19 protein-coding genes, 4 tRNA genes and 1 pseudogene are annotated in these 19,019 nt (G+C 59.5%); 14 read left to right on the top strand and 10 right to left on the bottom strand.

Annotation, left to right across the window (positions count from 1 at the left end; all coding sequences use genetic code 11):
* Positions 1-73: 73 nt before the first annotated feature.
* Entirely contained in the window at positions 74-1,096 is a 1,023-nt protein-coding gene (locus AB4O40_RS13355) for an outer membrane protein assembly factor BamD (RefSeq protein WP_056728675.1), read from the bottom strand.
* A 151-nt stretch (positions 1,097-1,247) separates the two neighbouring features.
* Between AB4O40_RS13355 and rluD the strand changes: the two genes are divergently transcribed.
* The 7 genes from rluD to AB4O40_RS13320 all read left to right on the top strand — a co-directional run bounded on the left by rluD (position 1,248) and on the right by AB4O40_RS13320 (position 6,342).
* Positions 1,248-2,210 (top strand): 23S rRNA pseudouridine(1911/1915/1917) synthase RluD, encoded by a 963-nt coding sequence (gene rluD, locus AB4O40_RS13350; RefSeq protein WP_008052092.1) that lies wholly within the window; start codon positions 1,248-1,250, stop codon positions 2,208-2,210.
* On the top strand, positions 2,207-2,932 hold the full coding sequence (gene pgeF, locus AB4O40_RS13345; protein ID WP_056728673.1) for a peptidoglycan editing factor PgeF: 726 nt from the start codon (positions 2,207-2,209) through the stop codon (positions 2,930-2,932). The genes rluD and pgeF overlap by 4 nt, the downstream gene beginning before the upstream one ends.
* 130 nt (positions 2,933-3,062) lie before the next feature.
* Positions 3,063-5,627 carry an ATP-dependent chaperone ClpB gene (clpB, locus tag AB4O40_RS13340; RefSeq protein ID WP_223541988.1) on the top strand — a complete coding sequence of 855 codons (2,565 nt, stop codon included), beginning with the start codon at positions 3,063-3,065 and terminating at the stop codon, positions 5,625-5,627.
* A 301-nt stretch (positions 5,628-5,928) separates the two neighbouring features.
* A tRNA-Asn gene (locus AB4O40_RS13335) sits at positions 5,929-6,004 on the top strand.
* Between the two features lie 9 nt (positions 6,005-6,013).
* Positions 6,014-6,090, top strand: a tRNA-Pro gene (locus tag AB4O40_RS13330).
* Between the two features lie 5 nt (positions 6,091-6,095).
* Positions 6,096-6,171: transfer RNA gene (locus tag AB4O40_RS13325), tRNA-Lys, on the top strand.
* Positions 6,172-6,265: 94 nt separating this feature from the next.
* Positions 6,266-6,342, top strand: a tRNA-Pro gene (locus AB4O40_RS13320).
* A gap of 115 nt (positions 6,343-6,457) precedes the next feature.
* Here the strand turns inward: AB4O40_RS13320 and AB4O40_RS13315 are convergent.
* Genes AB4O40_RS13315 through AB4O40_RS13300 form a run of 4 tightly spaced genes read right to left on the bottom strand, consistent with a single transcriptional unit; the run spans position 6,458 to position 9,194 of the window.
* Entirely contained in the window at positions 6,458-7,756 is a 1,299-nt protein-coding gene (locus AB4O40_RS13315; protein ID WP_056728670.1) for an NAD(P)/FAD-dependent oxidoreductase, read from the bottom strand.
* A 60-nt stretch (positions 7,757-7,816) separates the two neighbouring features.
* The gene (locus AB4O40_RS13310) at positions 7,817-7,990 is read right to left on the bottom strand and encodes a DUF3094 domain-containing protein (RefSeq protein WP_007970531.1); all 174 of its coding nucleotides are present in this window, start codon (positions 7,988-7,990) and stop codon (positions 7,817-7,819) included.
* Between the two features lie 53 nt (positions 7,991-8,043).
* Complete coding sequence (locus AB4O40_RS13305) at positions 8,044-8,571, bottom strand: MOSC domain-containing protein (RefSeq protein ID WP_056728668.1); 528 nt, start codon at positions 8,569-8,571, stop codon at positions 8,044-8,046.
* Positions 8,568-9,194 carry a DUF1780 domain-containing protein gene (locus AB4O40_RS13300; protein ID WP_007970534.1) on the bottom strand — a complete coding sequence of 209 codons (627 nt, stop codon included), beginning with the start codon at positions 9,192-9,194 and terminating at the stop codon, positions 8,568-8,570. The genes AB4O40_RS13305 and AB4O40_RS13300 overlap by 4 nt, the downstream gene beginning before the upstream one ends.
* A 219-nt stretch (positions 9,195-9,413) precedes the next feature.
* Here AB4O40_RS13300 and AB4O40_RS13295 point away from each other — a divergent pair, with 219 nt between their 5' ends.
* The 3 genes from AB4O40_RS13295 to AB4O40_RS13285 are packed head-to-tail and all read left to right on the top strand — an operon-like array spanning position 9,414 to position 13,266.
* Positions 9,414-10,757: an aromatic acid/H+ symport family MFS transporter gene (locus tag AB4O40_RS13295; RefSeq protein ID WP_056728666.1), complete on the top strand. Its 1,344-nt coding sequence runs from the start codon at positions 9,414-9,416 to the stop codon at positions 10,755-10,757.
* A 3-nt stretch (positions 10,758-10,760) separates the two neighbouring features.
* Positions 10,761-11,981 (top strand): benzoate/H(+) symporter BenE family transporter, encoded by a 1,221-nt coding sequence (locus AB4O40_RS13290; RefSeq protein WP_223541986.1) that lies wholly within the window; start codon positions 10,761-10,763, stop codon positions 11,979-11,981.
* Between the two features lie 16 nt (positions 11,982-11,997).
* Positions 11,998-13,266, top strand: coding sequence for an OprD family porin (locus AB4O40_RS13285; protein WP_223541985.1), 1,269 nt, complete (start codon positions 11,998-12,000; stop codon positions 13,264-13,266).
* Between the two features lie 9 nt (positions 13,267-13,275).
* On the opposite strand, the gene AB4O40_RS13280 is transcribed toward AB4O40_RS13285, so the two are convergent.
* Positions 13,276-13,518 (bottom strand): DUF2790 domain-containing protein, encoded by a 243-nt coding sequence (locus AB4O40_RS13280; protein WP_056728659.1) that lies wholly within the window; start codon positions 13,516-13,518, stop codon positions 13,276-13,278.
* A gap of 110 nt (positions 13,519-13,628) precedes the next feature.
* Between AB4O40_RS13280 and AB4O40_RS13275 the strand changes: the two are divergent.
* Positions 13,629-13,751 (top strand): annotated as a pseudogene (locus tag AB4O40_RS13275) (LysR family transcriptional regulator); the annotation flags it as partial.
* 71 nt (positions 13,752-13,822) lie between these two features.
* On the top strand, positions 13,823-14,512 hold the full coding sequence (locus AB4O40_RS13270) for an energy-coupling factor ABC transporter permease (protein ID WP_056728657.1): 690 nt from the start codon (positions 13,823-13,825) through the stop codon (positions 14,510-14,512).
* 35 nt (positions 14,513-14,547) lie between these two features.
* Here the strand turns inward: AB4O40_RS13270 and yacG are convergent, their stop codons facing one another.
* The 4 genes from yacG to AB4O40_RS13250 are packed head-to-tail and all read right to left on the bottom strand — an operon-like array spanning position 14,548 to position 17,456.
* Entirely contained in the window at positions 14,548-14,748 is a 201-nt protein-coding gene (gene yacG / locus AB4O40_RS13265; RefSeq protein ID WP_007970539.1) for a DNA gyrase inhibitor YacG, read from the bottom strand.
* On the bottom strand, positions 14,745-15,368 hold the full coding sequence (gene coaE, locus AB4O40_RS13260) for a dephospho-CoA kinase (protein ID WP_046041800.1): 624 nt from the start codon (positions 15,366-15,368) through the stop codon (positions 14,745-14,747). Before coaE ends, yacG begins: the two co-directional genes overlap by 4 nt.
* Positions 15,365-16,237, bottom strand: coding sequence for a prepilin peptidase (locus tag AB4O40_RS13255; RefSeq protein ID WP_414918737.1), 873 nt, complete (start codon positions 16,235-16,237; stop codon positions 15,365-15,367). Before AB4O40_RS13255 ends, coaE begins: the two co-directional genes overlap by 4 nt.
* A 1-nt stretch (position 16,238) precedes the next feature.
* Entirely contained in the window at positions 16,239-17,456 is a 1,218-nt protein-coding gene (locus tag AB4O40_RS13250) for a type II secretion system F family protein (protein WP_056728653.1), read from the bottom strand.
* A gap of 226 nt (positions 17,457-17,682) precedes the next feature.
* Between AB4O40_RS13250 and AB4O40_RS13245 the strand changes: the two genes are divergently transcribed.
* Entirely contained in the window at positions 17,683-18,105 is a 423-nt protein-coding gene (locus AB4O40_RS13245) for a pilin (protein WP_056728651.1), read from the top strand.
* 300 nt (positions 18,106-18,405) lie between these two features.
* A complete protein-coding gene (locus AB4O40_RS13240; RefSeq protein ID WP_056728649.1) occupies positions 18,406-18,762 on the top strand; it encodes a BON domain-containing protein in 357 nt (118 codons plus the stop codon).
* Positions 18,763-19,019: the final 257 nt, after the last annotated feature.

Here is a 19,019-nt window from a genome sequence, read left to right as displayed (position 1 = left end):
GCGCACAGTGTAATAAAGTGCTTGAAATAAAAAGGGAGACTCGAAAGTCTCCCTTTTTGCACAACCTGGGGTGTCAGTCGAACACACCGAGGGTCATGTAGCTGAACCACGAACGGTCGTCGTTGTTGCCTTGCGCTTCGTGATTTTCTTCTTCGATCACATCGCCTTCGGCATCTTTAGGCTTGAGCTCGCTCGGGATGGCGTCCTTGGCTTCCTGGAATTGCTTCTGTACGTCCTGGTTGGCGCGGGTTTCACCCGGCGGCAGCGGCGGACGGGACTCGATCAGGCCCAGGGTCGCCTTGCTCAGCCACGAACGGTTGTCGGCTTCGGCCACGGTCGGTACGAACTGACCGTCTACCAGTGTCGGGTGGTTCGGGTAGTTGAGCTTCAGGGTTTCCAGGCTGGTGGCAGCCAGTTCGTCCAGGTGCATGCGCTGGTAGGCCTCGGTCATCACCGCCAGGCCGTCGCCGACCGAAGGGGTTTCCTGGAAGTTTTCCACCACGTAACGACCGCGGTTCGCGGCGGCGACATAAGCCTGACGGGTCAGGTAGTAGTCGGCCACGTGAATTTCGTAGGCTGCCAGCAGGTTGCGCAGATAGATCATGCGCTGCTTGGCGTCTGGCGCGTAGCGGCTGTTCGGGAAGCGGCTGGTCAGCTGGGCGAACTCGTTATAGGAGTCGCGGGCGGCGCCCGGGTCACGCTTGGTCATGTCCAGCGGCAGGAAACGCGCCAGCAGGCCGACGTCCTGGTCGAAAGAAGTCAGGCCCTTGAGGTAGTAGGCATAATCGACGTTCGGATGCTGTGGGTGCAGGCGAATGAAGCGTTCGGCAGCGGACTTGGCCGCTTCTGGCTCGGTGTTCTTGTAGTTGGCGTAGATGAGTTCGAGTTGCGCCTGATCGGCATAGCGACCGAACGGATAACGCGATTCCAGAGCCTTCAGTTTGGCGATGGCGCTGGTGTAGCTGCTATTGTCCAGGTCGGCTTGAGCCTGTTGGTACAGCTCGACTTCACTGAGGTTTTCGTCTACGACTTCCTTCGATGAGCAAGCAGCGGTCAATGCGAGGATGGCGATCAGCAGCAGGTGTTTCACTTGCATGGCGGCTTGCGTCCCTATGACGGCCGCTGTCTTGGGCGTGGCCGTCCTGTTATGATGAGCGCCCCGTTGAATAGCCTCGGGGCAAAAGACGCCGTATTTAACCACAAGCGCGCAGCCGAAACCAAAGGCTGTGCCGACGCCTAGTCTGAGCATGTCCGATAAAATTGAACTTCGCGCAGAGGTGCCGTCCGAATTGGGCGGCCAACGCCTCGATCAAGTCGCCGCACAATTATTCGCTGAGCACTCGCGCTCGCGCCTTTCCGCCTGGATCAAAGACGGCCGCCTGACTGTGGATGGGGCGGTTATCCGCCCGCGAGACATCGTCCACGGCGGCGCCATCCTTGAGCTGACTGCCGAGCAGGAAGCTCAGGGCGAATGGGTCGCTCAAGACATAGCCCTGGATATCGTCTATGAAGACGACGACATCCTGGTGATCAACAAGCCTGCGGGCCTGGTGGTGCACCCGGCTGCCGGTCATGCCGACGGCACCTTGCTCAACGCCTTGCTGCACCACGTGCCGGACATCATCAATGTGCCCCGCGCCGGTATCGTGCATCGCCTGGACAAGGACACCACCGGTCTGATGGTGGTGGCCAAGACCATTCAAGCGCAGACGCAGCTGGTTACACAGTTGCAGAGCCGCAGCGTCAGCCGGATCTACGAGTGCATCGTGATCGGAGTGGTGACAGCCGGTGGCAAGATCAATGCGCCGATCGGACGCCACGGCCAGCAACGCCAGCGCATGGCCGTGATGGAAGGTGGCAAGCAAGCCGTCAGCCATTACCGCGTGCTCGAGCGCTTCCGCTCCCACACTCACGTGCGGGTGAAGCTGGAAACCGGTCGTACGCACCAGATTCGCGTGCACATGGCGCACATCAACTACCCGTTGGTCGGAGATCCTGCCTACGGCGGTCGTTTCCGTATCCCGCCGGCCGCCAACCCGACCATGGTCGAGTCGCTGAAAAATTTCCCGCGTCAGGCGCTGCATGCGCGTTTCCTGGAACTGGATCATCCGACCACCGGTCAGCGCATGAGCTGGGAATCGCCGTTGCCGGAAGATTTCGTCTGGTTGCTGACCCTGCTCAAGCAAGACCGCGAGGCGTTCATCGGATGAGTGACTGGCTGATTCCTGACTGGCCCGCGCCGGCCGGGGTCAAAGCCTGCGTCACCACCCGTGCGGGCGGCGTCAGTGTGGCGCCGTTCGACAGCCTCAACCTCGGCGATCACGTCGACGACAGCCCTGAAGCTGTTGCCGAGAATCGTCGTCGTCTTACCGATCATTTCTCCATTCAACCGGCCTGGTTGCAGCAGGTTCACGGCATCGTCGTGGCCCATGCCGATCCTGACCGGGTGGATACGGCTGATGCCAGCTGGACATCAACGCCGGGCGTCGCCTGTGCTGCGATGACCGCCGATTGCCTGCCTGCGCTGTTTTGCGACCGTGCCGGCACCCGCGTTGCTGCAGCCCATGCCGGTTGGCGCGGGTTGGCGGCGGGCGTGCTGGAAGCCACCCTCGACAGTCTGGCGGTGCCACCGGCCGAAGTATTGGTCTGGCTCGGCCCGGCCATCGGCCCGCAAGCCTTTGAAGTCGGCCCGGAAGTGCGCGAAACCTTCGTGCAGCAGTTGCCGCAAGCGGCTGAAGCCTTCGTGCCGAGTCAAAACCCCGGCAAGTTCATGGCCGACATCTATAGGCTGGCGCGTCTGCGCCTGGCCGCTCGTGGCGTCACCGCTGTCTACGGTGGAGGTTTCTGCACCGTGACCGACCCACGTTTCTTTTCCTACCGCCGTGCCCCTCGCACCGGTCGCTTTGCCTCCCTGATCTGGCTCGCCCGCTAAGCTTCTCTGATCTGCATCAATGTCTTGATGCTTGAAACTCCCAGAATCGACCGCATCTATAACGGTATCTGGCAGGTTTCTTCATTCAGGATGTTTTATAGGTCCGGCCTGCTCAAAAGGAAGGTGACCCATGCGTATAGACCGTTTAACCAGCAAATTGCAGTTAGCGTTGTCCGATGCCCAATCCCTGGCTGTCGGCCTTGATCATCCGGCCATCGAGCCGGCGCACTTGATGCAGGCCTTGCTCGAACAGCAGGGCGGCTCGATCAAGCCTCTGTTGATGCAGGTGGGCTTTGACGTCAACAGCCTGCGTAAAGAGCTGACCAAAGAGCTCGACCAGCTCCCAAAAATCCAGAACCCGACCGGCGACGTGAACATGTCGCAGGATCTGGCGCGCCTGCTCAACCAGGCCGACCGCCTGGCCCAGCAGAAGGGCGACCAGTTCATCTCCAGTGAGCTGGTGCTGCTCGCCGCCATGGACGAGAACAGCAAGCTCGGCAAGCTGTTGCTCGGTCAGGGCGTGAGCAAGAAAGCCCTGGAGAACGCGATCAACAACCTGCGTGGTGGCGAGGCCGTCAACGACCCGAACCACGAAGAAGCGCGACAGGCCCTGGACAAATACACCGTCGACCTGACCAAGCGAGCCGAAGACGGCAAGCTTGATCCGGTGATCGGCCGTGACGATGAAATCCGTCGGACCATCCAGGTGCTGCAACGTCGCACCAAGAACAACCCGGTGCTGATCGGTGAGCCTGGCGTGGGTAAAACCGCGATCGCCGAAGGCCTGGCCCAGCGCATCATCAACGGCGAAGTGCCGGATGGTTTGAAGGGCAAGCGCCTGTTGTCCCTGGACATGGGGGCGCTGATCGCCGGTGCCAAGTATCGCGGTGAGTTCGAAGAACGCCTGAAATCCCTGCTCAATGAACTGTCGAAGCAGGAAGGGCAGATCATCCTGTTCATCGACGAACTGCACACCATGGTCGGCGCCGGTAAGGGCGAAGGCTCGATGGATGCGGGCAACATGCTTAAGCCGGCCCTGGCCCGCGGTGAGCTGCACTGTGTCGGTGCGACCACGCTCAACGAGTACCGCCAATATATAGAGAAGGACGCCGCTCTCGAGCGACGTTTCCAGAAAGTACTGGTGGACGAGCCGAGTGAGGAAGACACCATCGCTATCCTGCGTGGCCTCAAGGAGCGTTATGAGGTGCACCACAAGGTGGCGATTACCGACGGCGCGATCATTGCCGCAGCCAAGCTCAGCCATCGCTACATCACTGACCGGCAGTTGCCGGACAAGGCCATCGACCTGATCGATGAGGCCGCCAGTCGCATCCGCATGGAGATCGACTCCAAGCCGGAAGTGCTGGACCGTCTGGAGCGTCGCCTGATTCAGCTGAAGGTGGAGTCCCAGGCGCTGAAGAAAGAAAGCGACGACGCGGCGAAGAAGCGTCTGGAGAAACTGCAGGAAGAAATCGCTCGTCATGAGCGTGAGTACTCGGATCTCGAAGAAATCTGGAACTCGGAAAAAGCCGAAGTCCAGGGTTCTGCGCAGATCCAGCAGAAAATCGAGCAGTCCCGTCAGGAATTGGAAACCGCTCGCCGCAAAGGCGACCTGAACCGCATGGCCGAGTTGCAGTACGGGGTGATCCCGGATCTGGAGCGTAGCCTGCAAATGGTCGACCAGCATGGCAAGCCCGAAAACCAGTTGCTGCGCAGCAAGGTGACTGAAGAAGAGATCGCCGAAGTCGTATCGAAGTGGACCGGTATTCCGGTGTCGAAGATGCTCGAAGGCGAGCGCGACAAGCTTATGAAGATGGAAAGCCTGTTGCACCAGCGTGTGATCGGTCAGGACGAAGCGGTGGTGGCGGTTTCCAACGCGGTACGGCGTTCCCGTGCCGGGTTGTCCGACCCTAATCGCCCAAGCGGCTCGTTCATGTTCCTCGGCCCGACCGGTGTCGGTAAAACCGAGCTGTGCAAGGCATTGGCCGAATTCCTCTTTGACACCGAAGAGGCGATGGTGCGGATCGACATGTCCGAGTTCATGGAGAAACATTCCGTGGCTCGCTTGATCGGTGCGCCACCAGGCTACGTGGGCTACGAAGAGGGCGGTTACCTGACCGAGGCCGTACGTCGCAAACCGTATTCGGTAATCCTCATGGACGAAGTCGAGAAGGCGCACCCGGATGTGTTCAACATCTTGTTGCAAGTGCTCGAGGATGGTCGTCTGACCGACAGCCATGGCCGCACGGTGGATTTCAAGAACACCGTGATTGTCATGACCTCCAACCTGGGGTCGGTACAGATCCAGGAGCTGGTCGGTGACCGTGAGGCGCAGCGCGCGGCGGTGATGGATGCGATTTCCAGCCACTTCCGGCCGGAGTTCATCAACCGGGTCGACGAAGTGGTGATCTTCGAGCCGTTGGCGCGGGATCAGATCGCCGGCATTACCGAGATCCAGCTGGGTCGCCTGCGCAGCCGCCTGACCGAGCGCGAGCTGAAGCTTGAGCTCAGCCCGGAAGCCATGGACAAGCTGATCGCGGTCGGCTACGACCCGGTGTACGGCGCACGGCCGCTCAAGCGCGCCATCCAGCGCTGGATCGAAAACCCGCTGGCGCAGTTGATACTGTCCGGTCGATTCATGCCGGGCGATACCGCTCACGGTGTGGTGGAGAACGACGAAATCGTCTTCGTCTGATCCATAACGGCAGCAAAATCGAAAAGGCCTCGCATAACGAGGCCTTTTTTTCGTTAGGCTGTTGAACTCAAAGGAAAAGGCTTGTAAAGTGCGCCCCGCAGTAAGTCACCCGCCAGGGTTTCCGCTCCCCAAGCAGGAATCCAAAATAAGTTGCAAATCATTAACTTGAAAGCAATTTAGGGGGTTGACAGAGGTGCTGAAGATTGTAGAATAGCGCGCCTCAGACACACGAACGCAGCGATGCGAACGGGTCGAAGAGAACGCAGTAAAAGCTTCAAAGTTGTAAATTGAAATGTGTAGTTCCGTGATAGCTCAGTCGGTAGAGCAAATGACTGTTAATCATTGGGTCCCAGGTTCGAGTCCTGGTCACGGAGCCAATTTCAAACCGGGGTATAGCGCAGTCCGGTAGCGCGCCTGCTTTGGGAGCAGGATGTCAGGAGTTCGAATCCCCTTACCCCGACCATTTTTGGGTCGTTAGCTCAGTTGGTAGAGCAGTTGGCTTTTAACCAATTGGTCGTAGGTTCGAATCCCACACGACCCACCATTTTTGAAACCAGTTAGCGCTGGAATCGAATCTTAAGATCAGAGGCCAAAAGCGCTGATCGAGGAAGGCGCCTTCAAGGGTGCCTTTTTTTTACCGGGGTATAGCGCAGTCCGGTAGCGCGCCTGCTTTGGGAGCAGGATGTCAGGAGTTCGAATCCCCTTACCCCGACCATATTAAAAATCCTCGTATCGAAAGATACGAGGATTTTTTTTGTCCACAGGAAACTCAGGAACGCCGCAAAGCCAATGTGGGAGCGAGCAAGCTCGCTCCCACAGTGGTTGAGGTGTTAGTGCAGTTTCAGCCGTGGCTCAGTCCCACGTCCGATCTTGCTGCCCAGCATCAGCATCGCCGTGCGGAACGGCCCGTACAGCGCCATCTGGTGCATGCGGTACAGCGACACGTAGAACATCCGCGCCAGCCAGCCTTCGAGCATCACGCTGCCTGTGAGGTTGCCCATCAAGTTACCCACAGCCGAAAAGCGCGACAGCGAAATCAGCGAGCCGTAGTCGGTGTACTTGTACTCCGGCAGTGCCTTGCCTTCGATGCGCAGTTTCAGCGATTTGGCCAGCAACGAAGCCTGTTGGTGAGCGGCTTGGGCGCGTGGTGGCACATTGCGGTCGCTGCCCGGTTGCGGACAGGCGGCGCAGTCACCGAAGGCGAAGATGTTCTCGTCACGGGTGGTTTGCAGGGTCGGCAGCACTTGCAGCTGGTTGATGCGGTTGGTTTCCAGGCCATCGATGTCCTTGAGGAAACCCGGTGCGCGAATCCCGGCGGCCCAGACTTTCAGGCTGGCCTTGATTTCGTTGCCGTCGGCGGTGATCAGGCTGTCGGCCGTCACTTCGCTGACAGCGGCATTGGTCATGACGTTGACCCCGAGTTTCTCCAGGGTTTTATGCACAGGCCCGCCAATCCGCTCCGGCAGTGCCGGCAGCACCCGTGGACCGGCTTCGATCAGGGTGATGTGCATGTTTTCCGGTTTGATCCGGTCCAGGCCATAGGCTGCCAATTCGTGGGCGGCGTTGTGCAGTTCGGCGGCCAGTTCGACCCCGGTGGCACCGGCGCCGACGATGGCCACGCTGATTTGCTCGATCGCGTCGGTCTGGCCGGCGTGAGCGCGCAGATAGTGATTGAGCAGTTGCTGGTGGAAGCGCTCGGCCTGTTTGCGGGTGTCGAGGAACAGGCAATGCTGCGCCGCACCCTGAGTGCCGAAATCATTGGTGGTGCTGCCGACGGAAATCACCAGCGAGTCGTAAGGCACTTCACGCGCGGGTACCAATTCCACACCGGCTTCGTCATAAGTGGCGGCCAGCTGGATTTTTTTCTGCGCACGATCAAGCCCGCTCATGCGCCCCAGTTGGAACTCGAAGTGGTTCCATTTGGCCTGGGCAACATAGTTGAGTTCATCTTCGGAGGAGTTCAGGGAACCGGCCGCCACTTCGTGCAACAAGGGTTTCCAGATGTGGGTCAGGTTCGCGTCGACCAGCATCACGCTGGCTGTGCCGCGCTTGCCCAGAGTCTTACCCAGGCGGGTAGCCAACTCCAGACCGCCGGCGCCGCCGCCGACAATGACAATACGATGGGACATGGGGATAACTCGCAAGGCTAAAGGAAATCGGTGTCAGTACCTTCGCGAGCGCAAGGCAGCTCATAGCGTCAGGTAACTGATAAGTCGGCTCAACAGACCCAGACCAATGGTCACTGCCAATACCAGTACAAGGAGCATCCACGGCCGGAAGGGCCGGCGCTCGACTTGGTGCTGGGACAACTGCAGGTACTCTTCGACATGCTTTTGGTCGTCGGGGTTCAGGCGGCTGGTCATATCGGGCCTCGTCAGGGGTAGACGTTGCTGAATGTGTAGAAGCTACAGTGTTTTTACCCAGGGTTGAACGCAGCATAGCCGCTGTCTGGAATGGGTTCGACGCTTACGGTGTCGTCCAGGCGAATGATGCCACTTTGTAACACCCGGGCAGTGATTCCGCCATGTCCGCGCACGGCCTGAAAGGTGCCGATGCCCAGGTTGCTTTCCAGGCGCGCGCAGGGCTGGCACCAGCCGGTGGTTTCGAACGTTGCCTGGCCGATCCGGAAGCGGCGGCCCTTGAGGCTGAACAGATTGATGCCACTGATAACGAGGTTGCGCCGCAGATCTTCAGGCCGGACCGGATGATCGAGTGCGCGCCCCATCAGTGAACTGATGACCGCCAGGTGCTCCCACTGAATCAGCGTTACCTGCCGTGCATTGCGCACGCCCGGGCGGGCGTGGTCGCCGGTCAGGCCGGCTTCCAGGCGCGCTTCCACGGCATCGAGTTCAAGCATCGCCGAACGTGATTGCGGGCGCACGCCGATCCAGCGTACCCGACCTTGTTGCGGCACCTCGGCGATCAGCTCCTGCAGCGGGCTCACAGGCTGATCCCGACGTCGAACACAATGCTGCGCCCCAGGTTGCTGCGCAAGAAGTCCGGAGCATCCGGGTGAGCGAACAGCACGCGGGCAAAAGTCGGCCCAACCAATGATAGCGAACGCCAGCCCTGGCGCAGGTATTCGGTTGGTGGCGGGAAATGGCTGTTGAGGTCCAGCACTTCGCGTTTGAGGCTGGCGAAGGCAATGATGTCCAACTCACCCAGATCCATGCCGCGCTCTTTGTAGTTGTGCGCTTTTTTGCGCAAGGTCGGCGCCAATCGCAGCAAGAACTCGTTGGCGGGGATGCGTCGTGGCTTGGCCTCGCGGCGCACCAGTTGGCTCAGGGAGAACGCGCTGCGTCGGCGTTGCAGCTCGTCGCGCCATTCATCGTTGAGGCGCCGGCCCTCGTCGAGCACGAAGAACACCTCGAAACTGGCATCGCGAAACAACACATCCGGCGGCTCCCCGGCGGGGGCGAACTCATCGGCGCGATAGGGAATGTTCAAGCCTTGCAGCAGGCGCTGGCAGACCCAACGCTCACGCTCCCATTTGCGGGCATTGGACAGAAACGCGTTGGCTTGCTCGGCCGCGATGGTCAGCAGGCGTAAATAATCTGAGTCATCCATAGGCCCAAGCTTAGCGTTCAAATGTGATCGCAAAGAAGACAATTTGTCGAAGAGGCTCATAGCCTTCCGTTCCCATGCCCGTTCCAGGGCCCTGCACAAAACGGATAGTGGTCTGCGCTCACTGGCTATTGCCACGTATCGGACGGCTCTACCCTCGGCTGTACGGACGTAAGCCGTGTTACCGCCGCTCTAAAAAAACAACAACAAGAGATAAATGCCATGCGCAAGATCGACGTACATGAGGTTATCGACAACGCTCGCTTCAACCGCTTTCACTGGATGGTGCTGTTCTGGTGTGCCCTGATCATCATCTTCGACGGTTACGATCTGGTGATCTACGGCGTGGTCTTGCCGATGCTGATGAAAGAGTGGGGGCTCAGTCCTCTGCAAGCCGGTGCACTGGGCAGTTATGCACTGTTCGGCATGATGTTCGGCGCGCTGTTCTTCGGTCCGCTGTCGGACAGGATCGGCCGCAAGAAAGCCATCACCATCTGCGTGATGCTCTTCAGTGGTTTCACCGTGCTCAATGGTTTCGCCCGTAACCCCACCGAGTTCGGCCTGTGTCGCTTCATTGCCGGGCTCGGCATTGGCGGCGTGATGCCTAACGTCGTGGCGCTGATGAACGAGTACGCGCCGAAAAAAATCCGCAGCACGCTGGTTGCGATCATGTTCAGCGGTTACTCGGTGGGCGGCATGCTGTCCGCCGGGCTGGGCATTGTGCTGATCCCGCGTTTCGGCTGGCAGTCGGTGTTTTACGTGGCGGTCCTGCCGCTGCTGTTGTTGCCGCTGATCATGTACTTCCTGCCCGAATCGGTGGGCTTCATGTTGCGTCAGGGGCGCAATGAAGACGCACGCAACATTCTGCAGCGCATCGACCCGGCCTACGTCGCACAAACCTCTGACCAATTGCACATGGCCGAAGTGAAAGGCACGGGCACCCCGGTGTTGCAGCTGTTCCGTGACGGCCGTGCGCTGCGCACGCTGATGCTGTGGCTGGCGTTTTTCTGCTGCCTGTTGATGGTGTATGCGCTGAGTTCCTGGCTGCCGAAACTGATGGCCAACGCCGGTTACAGCCTGGGTTCGAGCCTGTCGTTCCTGCTGGTGTTGAACTTCGGGGCGATCTTCGGCGCGGTCGGGGGCGGGGTGCTGGGGGACAAGCTCAATCTGCCGCGGGTGCTGTCGGTGTTTTTCGCCATGGCGGCGGTGTCGATCACCCTGTTGGGCTTCAACAGCCCGATGCCGGTGTTGTACCTGCTGATCGCCATTGCCGGTGCCACTACCATTGGCTCGCAGATTCTCTTGTACGCCTGCGCCGCGCAGTTCTATTCCATGACGATTCGTTCGACCGGCCTGGGCTGGGCCTCGGGCATCGGGCGCAACGGGGCCATCGTCGGTCCGCTGCTGGGTGGCGCCTTGCTCGGGATCAGCCTGCCCCTGCAGCTGAACTTCATGGCGTTTGCCTTGCCCGGTGCGGTGGCGGCCCTGGCCATGACCGTGTTCGCCATCAGCAGCCGACGTAGCGCTGCTGGCGTCAACCCAGCGTTGTCAGCGACCGGTGCCTGAATCATGAAAGCGTTTTTCCAGGACTTCTCGTTGTCAGCCGCCGTGGCTGGATTCATTGCCACGGTGATTTCCTACGCTGGCCCGTTGGTGATCATCTTTCAGGCGGCAGAAGCGGCACATCTTTCGCGGGAAGTGTTGTCATCCTGGATCTGGGCGATCTCCATCGGCAGCGCCGTGCTCGGCATCGGTTTGAGCCTGCGCTACCGCGTTCCGGTGATCATCGCCTGGTCGGCGCCGGGTTCGGCGTTGCTGGTGACACTGTTGCCGGACATTTCCATGGCAGAGGCGGTGGGGGCTTATCTGGTCAGCAGCCTGATCATTTTCGTGGTCGGCATCTCGGGGGCTTTCGACCGGATCATCAGCAAGCTGCCCGCCGCCATCGCGGCGGCGATGCTGGCGGGGATCCTGTTCAGTTTCGGCACCGGGCTGTTCGTGTCGATGCAACACAAGCCGCTGCTGGTCCTGGCGATGTTTGCCACGTACCTGATCTGCAAGCGTGTGATGCCGCGTTATGCAGTGATGATGGTGCTGCTGGTGGGCTGTTCGATTGCCGCGTTCACCGGTGATTTGCATCGTGAAGCGCTGGTGATCGGCCTGGCCACGCCGGTGTGGATCACGCCTGAATTCAGCCTGGGCGCGATCCTGAACATCGCCTTGCCGCTGGTGATGGTGGCGCTGACCGGTCAGTTCGTGCCCGGCATGGCGGTGTTGCGCGCCAGTGGATATCCGACGCCGGCGAGCCCGATCATCACCAGCAGCGCGCTGGGCACGGCACTGCTGGCGCCGTTCGGTTGCCATGGACTGAATCTGGCGGCGATCACCGCGGCGATCTGCACCGGTCGCGAAGCCCACGAGGATCCTCGCAAGCGCTATGTGGCCGGGGTCGTCGGCGGCCTGTGCTACCTGCTGTTGGGGATCTTCGGCGCCACGCTGGTCTCGCTGTTTTCAGCGTTCCCCAAAGAGTTGATCGCGGCGCTGGCCGGGCTGGCCCTGTTCGCAGCCATTGCCGGCGCGTTAACGGGTGCGATGGCGGTACCGAGCGATCGTGAAGCCGCGCTGGTGACATTCCTGGTCACGGCTTCGGGCATGTCGTTGTTCGGTTTGTCCGCAGCGTTCTGGGGGCTGATTTTCGGCATGGTCACCCATGTGCTGTTGAGCGCCCGTCGTCCCTTTCCCCGTCGCAAATCCACTGCAACTGAAGTCCTTCAACCAGTCGATCAATAACAATAAGAGAAAAACGATGAAACAGATTCTCCCAACAACTGGTTCGGCGTTGTCCCTGGCTGTCGTCTCGAGTTTATCCACAGGTGCGATGGCCGCTGAAAAAGGCTTTATCGAAGACACCACCGCGACGTTGCAGGCGCGCAATTATTACTTCAGTCGCGACTATTCCGACATCGTCGGCGCCAACCAGCAATCGAAGGCTGAAGAGTGGGCACAGGGTTTCATCCTCAATGTGAAGTCCGGATACACCCAGGGCACCGTCGGGTTTGGGGTGGACGTCATTGGCTTGCTCGGCCTCAAGCTCGACAGTGCCCCGGACCGGACCAATACCGGTTTGCTGCCGGTGCAGGGCGACGGCCGCGCGGCGGACAACTACAGCCGACTGGAAGGCGCGTTGAAGATGCGCTACTCCAAAACCGAACTGAAAGTCGGTGAGCTGCAACCCAATCTGCCGGTGTTGGTATTCAGTGATATTCGTCTGCTGCCACCCAGTTATCAGGGCGCAAGCATCACCTCCAACGAGATCAATGGCCTGACGCTGCAGGGTGGTCACTTGAGTTCAACCAGCCTGCGCAACGAGGCTGGCGACGAAAAGATGCAAGCAATGCTGGGGCACGTGCCGCAGCGCCAGGTCAGCAGTGACGGTTTCAATTTTGCCGGCGCTGATTATGTCTTCAACGACAAGCGCAGCTCGATCAGCGCCTGGTACGGGCAACTGGAAGATATCTACAACCAGCGTTTTCTGGGTTTAAAGCACAGTGAGCCGGTGGGCGACTGGATCCTCGGCGCCAACCTCGGTTACTACGATTCGCGCGAGGACGGCAACAAACTGCTGGGTAACATCGACAACCAGGCGTTCTTCTCGTTGCTGTCGGCCAAGCGTGGCGGCCATACGTTTTACGTCGGCTATCAGGGCATGTTCGGTGACAGTGCGTTCCCACGGGTGTTTGCCAACATCTCGCCGTTGGGCAACGAAGTGCCGACCTATGAGTTCGCCTTCACCGATGAACGTTCCTGGCAGGCGCGCTACGACTACGACTTCGCGGCGCTCGGCGTACCGGGGCTGACCAGCACCGTGCGCTACATCAGCGGCAATAACGTCGATACCGGCAAGGGCTATGAAGGCAAGGATCGCGAGCGTGACCTGGATATCGGCTATGTGTTGCAGAGCGGCAGCCTCAAAGGCCTTGGCATCCGTGTGCGCAACGCGATGGCACGTTCCAACTACCGCAGTGATATCGACGAGAACCGCTTGATCCTCAGCTACACATGGACCTTGCTGTGAGCCTGGCGATCACAGGTTGCTGGTGCAATCACCCATGACGTTGTAGGTCACGCGATGGGCCTGTCCTTGATGATCAATGTATTCCATGGTCGCCGGTACAACCCCGCACGCAGTCGCCGTGTCGGACACCGAAACCACCTTGGCGATGTCCAGTGGCTGCGCCGGGTTGTACAGGACCGCGAGGGGCTCGTTGTCGGCGGCCATGGCCGAGGTGGCGATGACGGTCAGCAACAGGCTGATCAACGTTTTCATATTGGCATGCTCCGTGTCGGATTCGATGTCTGAATTTTAGTCTTTGCCACCGACGGATAAAGGGGCGAACCAGGGATGCAGCCTTACATAAAACGTAACAGTCATCGCCCTATCCTTCGCGACGTTTTCTCGATGGCAAGGTCCGCACCCGGGTGGACTTTCTCAAGTCAGAGCTACCGAAGCTGTTCGCCGAACATGACGCGGTGATGAGCGATCCGCGGCATTGGGCTTGAAGTCGAAGGGCGGGCGAGTGGCGGTGTAGACTGAAAGTCTGTTGTTCTTCGCTTGGGAGGCGCGCGTAGCCATGATCGGTGCAGAGTTGCTGTCATCGCAAACCCTTGCGGTCGGCTGGCTGATCTATGTGCCGGTGTTGATCTGGGCGATCTGTCGCGCGCCATGGGTTGAGCTGTTCACCGACAGCCGTCGTCAGCATCTGCTGCTCGGAACGGTGTTTGCGCTGTTTCTGTTGTGGCTGGTGCGGCGCGACTTTGATACCGGCGTGTCTTACCACTTCATCGGCATGACAGCGGTGACGCTGCTGCTGGACTGGCCGTTGGCGCTGGTTGGCGGGTTGGTTGCACAAACGGGGTTGGTGTTGCTCGGTCGACAGGACCTGGCGGCGGTCGGGGTCAATGGCGCGCTGTTGATTGCGCTGCCGGTGCTGGTCACCGAGTGCTGCGCCATTCTGGTGGAGCGGGCGCAGCCACGAAATCCCTTCGTGTATATCTTCGTTTCCGGATTTTTTGCGGCGGCGCTGTCGGCGTTGCTGTGCCTGCTGCTGGCGCTTTGGTTGCTGTGGTTCGACGAGCGTTTCGAGATGCCGTACTGGCTTGAGGATTTTGTCGGTTACCTGTGGCTGATCATTTTCCCCGAAGCGTTTATCAACGGCATGATCGTCAGTGCGCTGGTGGTGTTCTGCCCGGAGTGGCTGGAAACGTTCAACCGCACCCGTTACCTCTCGGCTCCCTGGAAGGACGACGATCCCAAGTCCTGATCCGCATCAAGACCTGGAATCGCCCATTCGATGGATCAGTGACGCGGGTCGAAGTCACCGCTGAACATCTCGTCCTCGGCATCGGGAGCCACCGGAATCTTGTGCTCTTCGGACGCCCAGGCACCCAGGTCGATCAGTTTGCAGCGGTCGGAGCAGAATGGCCGGAACTTGCTTTCGGCGGTCCATTCCACGGGGGCGCCACAGGTTGGGCATTCGACGGTTGTTGGTTGGCTCATGACTGGCCTCCACGCAAAGATAGATAAAAGTGATGCAGGCGTTCGACCTCGCTGTGCAGCCAGGCAAGGTCGCGGTCATTGACCACGACGTCGTCTGCATGGCTCACGCGATCCTGGCGGCTGGACTGGGCCTTGAGGATCGCCTGGACTTGCTGCTCGCTGGTCTGGTCACGTTGCAGGGTGCGTTCGATCTGCAATTGTTCGGGGGCATCGATCACCAGCACCCGTTGGGTCATGGCGTATTGTCCGGACTCGATCAGCAGCGGCGAAACCAGAATCGCATAAGGCGATTTTGCCAGCGCCAGGTGGTGAGCGATTTCCTCGCCGATCAGCGGATGCAGGAGGGCCTCCAGCCAGCGGCGCTCTTCAGGCACTTCGAAGATCAATTTGCGTAGCGCCGCGCGGTCCAGTTGCCCGTCGGCCTGCAACACGCCGGGGCCGAAGTGTTCGGCGATTTGTGCCAGTGCCGGGCGGCCGGGTTCCACTACCCAGCGAGCGGCATGATCGGCGTCGACCACATGCACGCCCAGGTCGATGAAGTGTTGGGCGGCCGCGCTTTTGCCGCTGCCGATGCCGCCGGTCAGGCCGAGAATCCAGGGTTTTTCCACAGGGCTATTCATTTCAAACCGACAAACTGCCAATAGAGGTCGGTTATTTGACCACCCCAGAGCAACGCAATCCAGCCGGCAATGGCCAGATAGGGGCCGAAAGGGATCGGCGTCGAGGTTTTTGCGTTGCGCCAGCGCAGCAGTATCAGCCCGATAATGGCACCTACCAGCGAGGACAGCAGGATGGTCAGGGGCAAAATCTGCCAGCCACCCCAGGCGCCCAGCATCGCCAGCAGCTTGAAATCGCCGTAGCCCATGCCGTCCTTGCCTGTGACCAGCTTGAACAGCCAGAACACCGACCACAGCAGGCCGTACCCGGCAATCGCCCCCCAAAGCGCCTCGTGCAACGACACGAACAGGCCGAAGCTGTTGACGATCAACCCCAGCCATATCAACGGCAGCACCAGTACGTCCGGCAATATCTGGTGTTCGGCGTCGATCAGGCTCATCGCCAGCAACCCCCAGCTCAGGATCAGCACCAGGGCGGCTGGCCAACCGAAGCCAAAGTGCCAGGCCACAAACGCCGACAACAGGCCGCAGGCCAGTTCGGTCAACGGATAGCGCGGGCTGATCGCTGCCGCACAGGCTGAGCAGCGGCCGCGTAAAAACACATAACTGAGCAGCGGGATGTTTTCCCAGGCGCGGATGCGGTGACCGCAGTGCGGGCACTGGGAGTGGGGCAGCAACAGGTTGTAAGTCGGCAGTGGCGTTTCGCCAGGCAGGCCGAGAATGTCATGGGCCTGCTCGCGCCAGTCGCGTTCGAGCATTTTCGGCAGGCGCCAGATCACGACATTGAGAAAACTGCCGACCAGCAGGCCGGTGAGGCCTGCGAGAACGACAAAGGCCAGCGCAGAGTGAATCAGGATTTCATTCAAGGGCATGTCAGATCGCTGAGCCAAGTTGGAAGATCGGCAGGTACATGGCAACTACCAGTCCACCGACGATAACACCCAGCACCACCATGATGAACGGCTCCATCAGACTGGTGAGGTTATCGACCATGTTATCGACGTTGTCTTCGTAGAACCCCGCGACTTTGTCGAGCATAGCGTCCAGGGTGCCGGACTCTTCGCCGATTGCAGTCATTTGTATCGCCATGTTCGGAAAGACGCCGCAGGTGCGCATGGCGAAGTGCAATTGCATGCCGGTCGAGATGTCCTGCCGGATGCGCAATACCGCGTGCTTGAACACGACATTGCCGGTCGCACCGGCCACTGATTCCAGGGCCTCCACCAGCGGCACGCCGGCAGCGAAAGTGGTCGACAGTGTACGGGCGAACCGGGCCACGGCGGACTTGTGCATCAGGGTGCCCACCAGCGGCAGTTTCAGCAGCCAGGTGTCCATCCGGTCACGGAAGGCCGGGGATGTCCTGAGGGCGTGGCGCACGCCGAAGGCCGTTGTGACCAGCGCGCCAAGGACCACCCACCACCAGGCCTGCATGAATTGCGACAGGCCAATGACCATCACGGTGAAGGCCGGCAGTTCGGCGCCAAAGCCTTTGAACACGGATTCGAACTGCGGCACGACATTGACCAGCAGAATCCCGGTGACAATCGCCGCGACGAACACCACCACCAGCGGGTAGGTCATGGCTTTCCTGATCCTGGCCTTGAGGCTTTCGCTTTTTTCCTTGTAGGTTGCGACCCGCTCCAAAAGGGTGTCGAGGGCACCGGCCTGCTCGCCGGCATCCACCAGGTTGCAATACAGCTCATCGAAATACCGGGGCTTCTTGCGCAGGGCGGCGGCGAAACTGCTGCCTGCCGCAACTTCCTGTTTCAGTTCGTCCACCAGCTTGCGCATGGCCGGATTGTCAAAGCCTTCGCCGATGATGTCGAACGACTGCAACAACGGCACGCCGGCCTTCATCATCGTCGCCATTTGCCGGGTGAACAGGGCAATGTCCTGGGCCTTGATGCGCTTGCCCATGTCGAAAACCGAAGGGTTTTTCTTGCGCACCTTGCCGGGACTGATGCCTTGCTTGCGCAGTTTCGCCTTGATCAGCGCCGGGTTTTGAGCGCTGAGTTCGCCGGTCACTTTTGTGCCTTTGCGGTCGATGCCTTCCCATGCATACACGCTGATTTTCGCTGCCTTGACCGCCATGTTCAGTCCTGGGTATTCCGATTGAACTGCTCTTATAGCCTAGTCAAGGGACGGGGCCAAACCCACTCGGTGAGGTGACAAAAAACGTCAGATAGTGCTGATCCTGGTAGTAGGTAAGGGCTTTGCGGGCTACCAAGCCCCTGCCAACAGGGGCTTCTGGCCTTGGCACAGGCTGTGCTGCCATGGGGCAGGTCATGAGCCTTCGACTCATGCATGGAGCTTGTACATGAACAATCAGAAAGGTTTTACCCTGATCGAGTTGCTCGTCGTGGTGGCGATCATCGGGATCCTGGCAACACTGGGCCTGCCGATGTATTCCAAGTACCAGGCCCGGGCCAAGGTCACGGCGGCACTGGCCGAGCTGACTGCAATGAAGGTGCCGTTCGAGGATGTGATCAACCAGGGGGAAACCCCGACAATTGCCAACGTGGCACCCGCTGGCAAGGCATCGACCAACCACTGCGCCCTGTCTGTGACGGCTACAACGCAGGCGGGAGCGGGATCAATCGTTTGTACGTTGCGCAATGCCCCGGGGGTGGTCCAGGACAAAACCGTTACCCTGACACGGGACGAAACCAAAGGTTGGTCATGTAAGAGCAGCGTTTCCGAGGACTACTTGCCTAAAGGTTGTTCCGGGTCTGCGGCATGAAGTGCTGAATCAAGTCCCCGCTTTTGCGGGGTTTTTCCTGTTTGTCGACCTGTCGTTAAATGCTGCAGATAAAGCTCAGAAATTTCAGCATCTTAGGAACTTTCCATAAACCCGCAACTTGCATGCAGAGTTTGTGCTTCTCGTGCATTTTGCATGATTTCGAAAATTGGCTGATTTTATAACTTGTTGATTTATAAAACTTTGTTCTTTGTTTCAAAGTTGGCATAGCGTTCGCAATATCCCAGGTAACCCTGCCGGCAAGACACCCGGCAGACTTTCCGAAAAACAGGAGTTACTCGTATGAAGAAGTTCGCTATCACTGCCGCTGCTGCTACCGCGCTGACCCTGACCATGGCCAACGCCGCGTTTGCTCAAACCACCCAGGCAACCCAGTCGCCAATGGTGCTGGCTGCCGGTGAAATGACCGAAGCGAAAGAAGCTACTTCCGATACCTGGATCACCACCAAAGTCAAAGCTGACCTGATGACCGAAAAAGGCATTCCAGGTAGCGATATCAAGGTTGAAACCAACAAAGGTGTGGTATCGCTGTCGTCGACCACCGCCGTGACCGATTCGCAAAAAGAAATGGCTGTGGCCATCACCAAGAAAATCAAAGGCGTCAAGGCGGTCTCCGCTGACGGCCTCAAAGCCGAGTAAGGCAAGACTTCTCGCCTGGACCGGGAGAAGGCGCGACAGACGGGCAGAGTCATACGCCTGTTGCAACCTGAGAGTTCATGCGAAAGGCCATAAGGATGTGGCCGTCACAGGCCCCGTGCATTTTTGCCGGGGCCTGTTCTATGTGTGGCGCTGAAAATCAATTGTGGGAGCGAGCTTGCTCCGGGCGGCGTTCCGACGATGGCAGACTTTCAGGCGACATCGATGTCGACTGTTTGGTCGCCATCGCGAGCAGACTC

This window comes from Pseudomonas sp. S2_F07 (genome assembly GCF_054668325.1).
Note: the sequence above shows the minus strand (reverse complement) of the source record. Positions and strands in the feature narration are given on the sequence as shown.

What these genes read in the sequence shown, in the direction of transcription:
- AB4O40_RS13355 (WP_056728675.1), bottom strand. Translation starts at nt 1,096, where the DNA reads ATGCAAGTGAAACACCTGCTGCTGATCGCCATCCTCGCATTGACCGCT.
- rluD (WP_008052092.1), top strand. Translation starts at nt 1,248, where the DNA reads ATGTCCGATAAAATTGAACTTCGCGCAGAGGTGCCGTCCGAATTGGGC.
- pgeF (WP_056728673.1), top strand. Translation starts at nt 2,207, where the DNA reads ATGAGTGACTGGCTGATTCCTGACTGGCCCGCGCCGGCCGGGGTCAAA.
- clpB (WP_223541988.1), top strand. Translation starts at nt 3,063, where the DNA reads ATGCGTATAGACCGTTTAACCAGCAAATTGCAGTTAGCGTTGTCCGAT.
- AB4O40_RS13315 (WP_056728670.1), bottom strand. Translation starts at nt 7,756, where the DNA reads ATGTCCCATCGTATTGTCATTGTCGGCGGCGGCGCCGGCGGTCTGGAG.
- AB4O40_RS13310 (WP_007970531.1), bottom strand. Translation starts at nt 7,990, where the DNA reads ATGACCAGCCGCCTGAACCCCGACGACCAAAAGCATGTCGAAGAGTAC.
- AB4O40_RS13300 (WP_007970534.1), bottom strand. Translation starts at nt 9,194, where the DNA reads ATGGATGACTCAGATTATTTACGCCTGCTGACCATCGCGGCCGAGCAA.
- AB4O40_RS13295 (WP_056728666.1), top strand. Translation starts at nt 9,414, where the DNA reads ATGCGCAAGATCGACGTACATGAGGTTATCGACAACGCTCGCTTCAAC.
- AB4O40_RS13290 (WP_223541986.1), top strand. Translation starts at nt 10,761, where the DNA reads ATGAAAGCGTTTTTCCAGGACTTCTCGTTGTCAGCCGCCGTGGCTGGA.
- AB4O40_RS13285 (WP_223541985.1), top strand. Translation starts at nt 11,998, where the DNA reads ATGAAACAGATTCTCCCAACAACTGGTTCGGCGTTGTCCCTGGCTGTC.
- AB4O40_RS13280 (WP_056728659.1), bottom strand. Translation starts at nt 13,518, where the DNA reads ATGAAAACGTTGATCAGCCTGTTGCTGACCGTCATCGCCACCTCGGCC.
- AB4O40_RS13270 (WP_056728657.1), top strand. Translation starts at nt 13,823, where the DNA reads ATGATCGGTGCAGAGTTGCTGTCATCGCAAACCCTTGCGGTCGGCTGG.
- yacG (WP_007970539.1), bottom strand. Translation starts at nt 14,748, where the DNA reads ATGAGCCAACCAACAACCGTCGAATGCCCAACCTGTGGCGCCCCCGTG.
- coaE (WP_046041800.1), bottom strand. Translation starts at nt 15,368, where the DNA reads ATGAATAGCCCTGTGGAAAAACCCTGGATTCTCGGCCTGACCGGCGGC.
- AB4O40_RS13255 (WP_414918737.1), bottom strand. Translation starts at nt 16,237, where the DNA reads ATGCCCTTGAATGAAATCCTGATTCACTCTGCGCTGGCCTTTGTCGTT.
- AB4O40_RS13250 (WP_056728653.1), bottom strand. Translation starts at nt 17,456, where the DNA reads ATGGCGGTCAAGGCAGCGAAAATCAGCGTGTATGCATGGGAAGGCATC.
- AB4O40_RS13245 (WP_056728651.1), top strand. Translation starts at nt 17,683, where the DNA reads ATGAACAATCAGAAAGGTTTTACCCTGATCGAGTTGCTCGTCGTGGTG.
- AB4O40_RS13240 (WP_056728649.1), top strand. Translation starts at nt 18,406, where the DNA reads ATGAAGAAGTTCGCTATCACTGCCGCTGCTGCTACCGCGCTGACCCTG.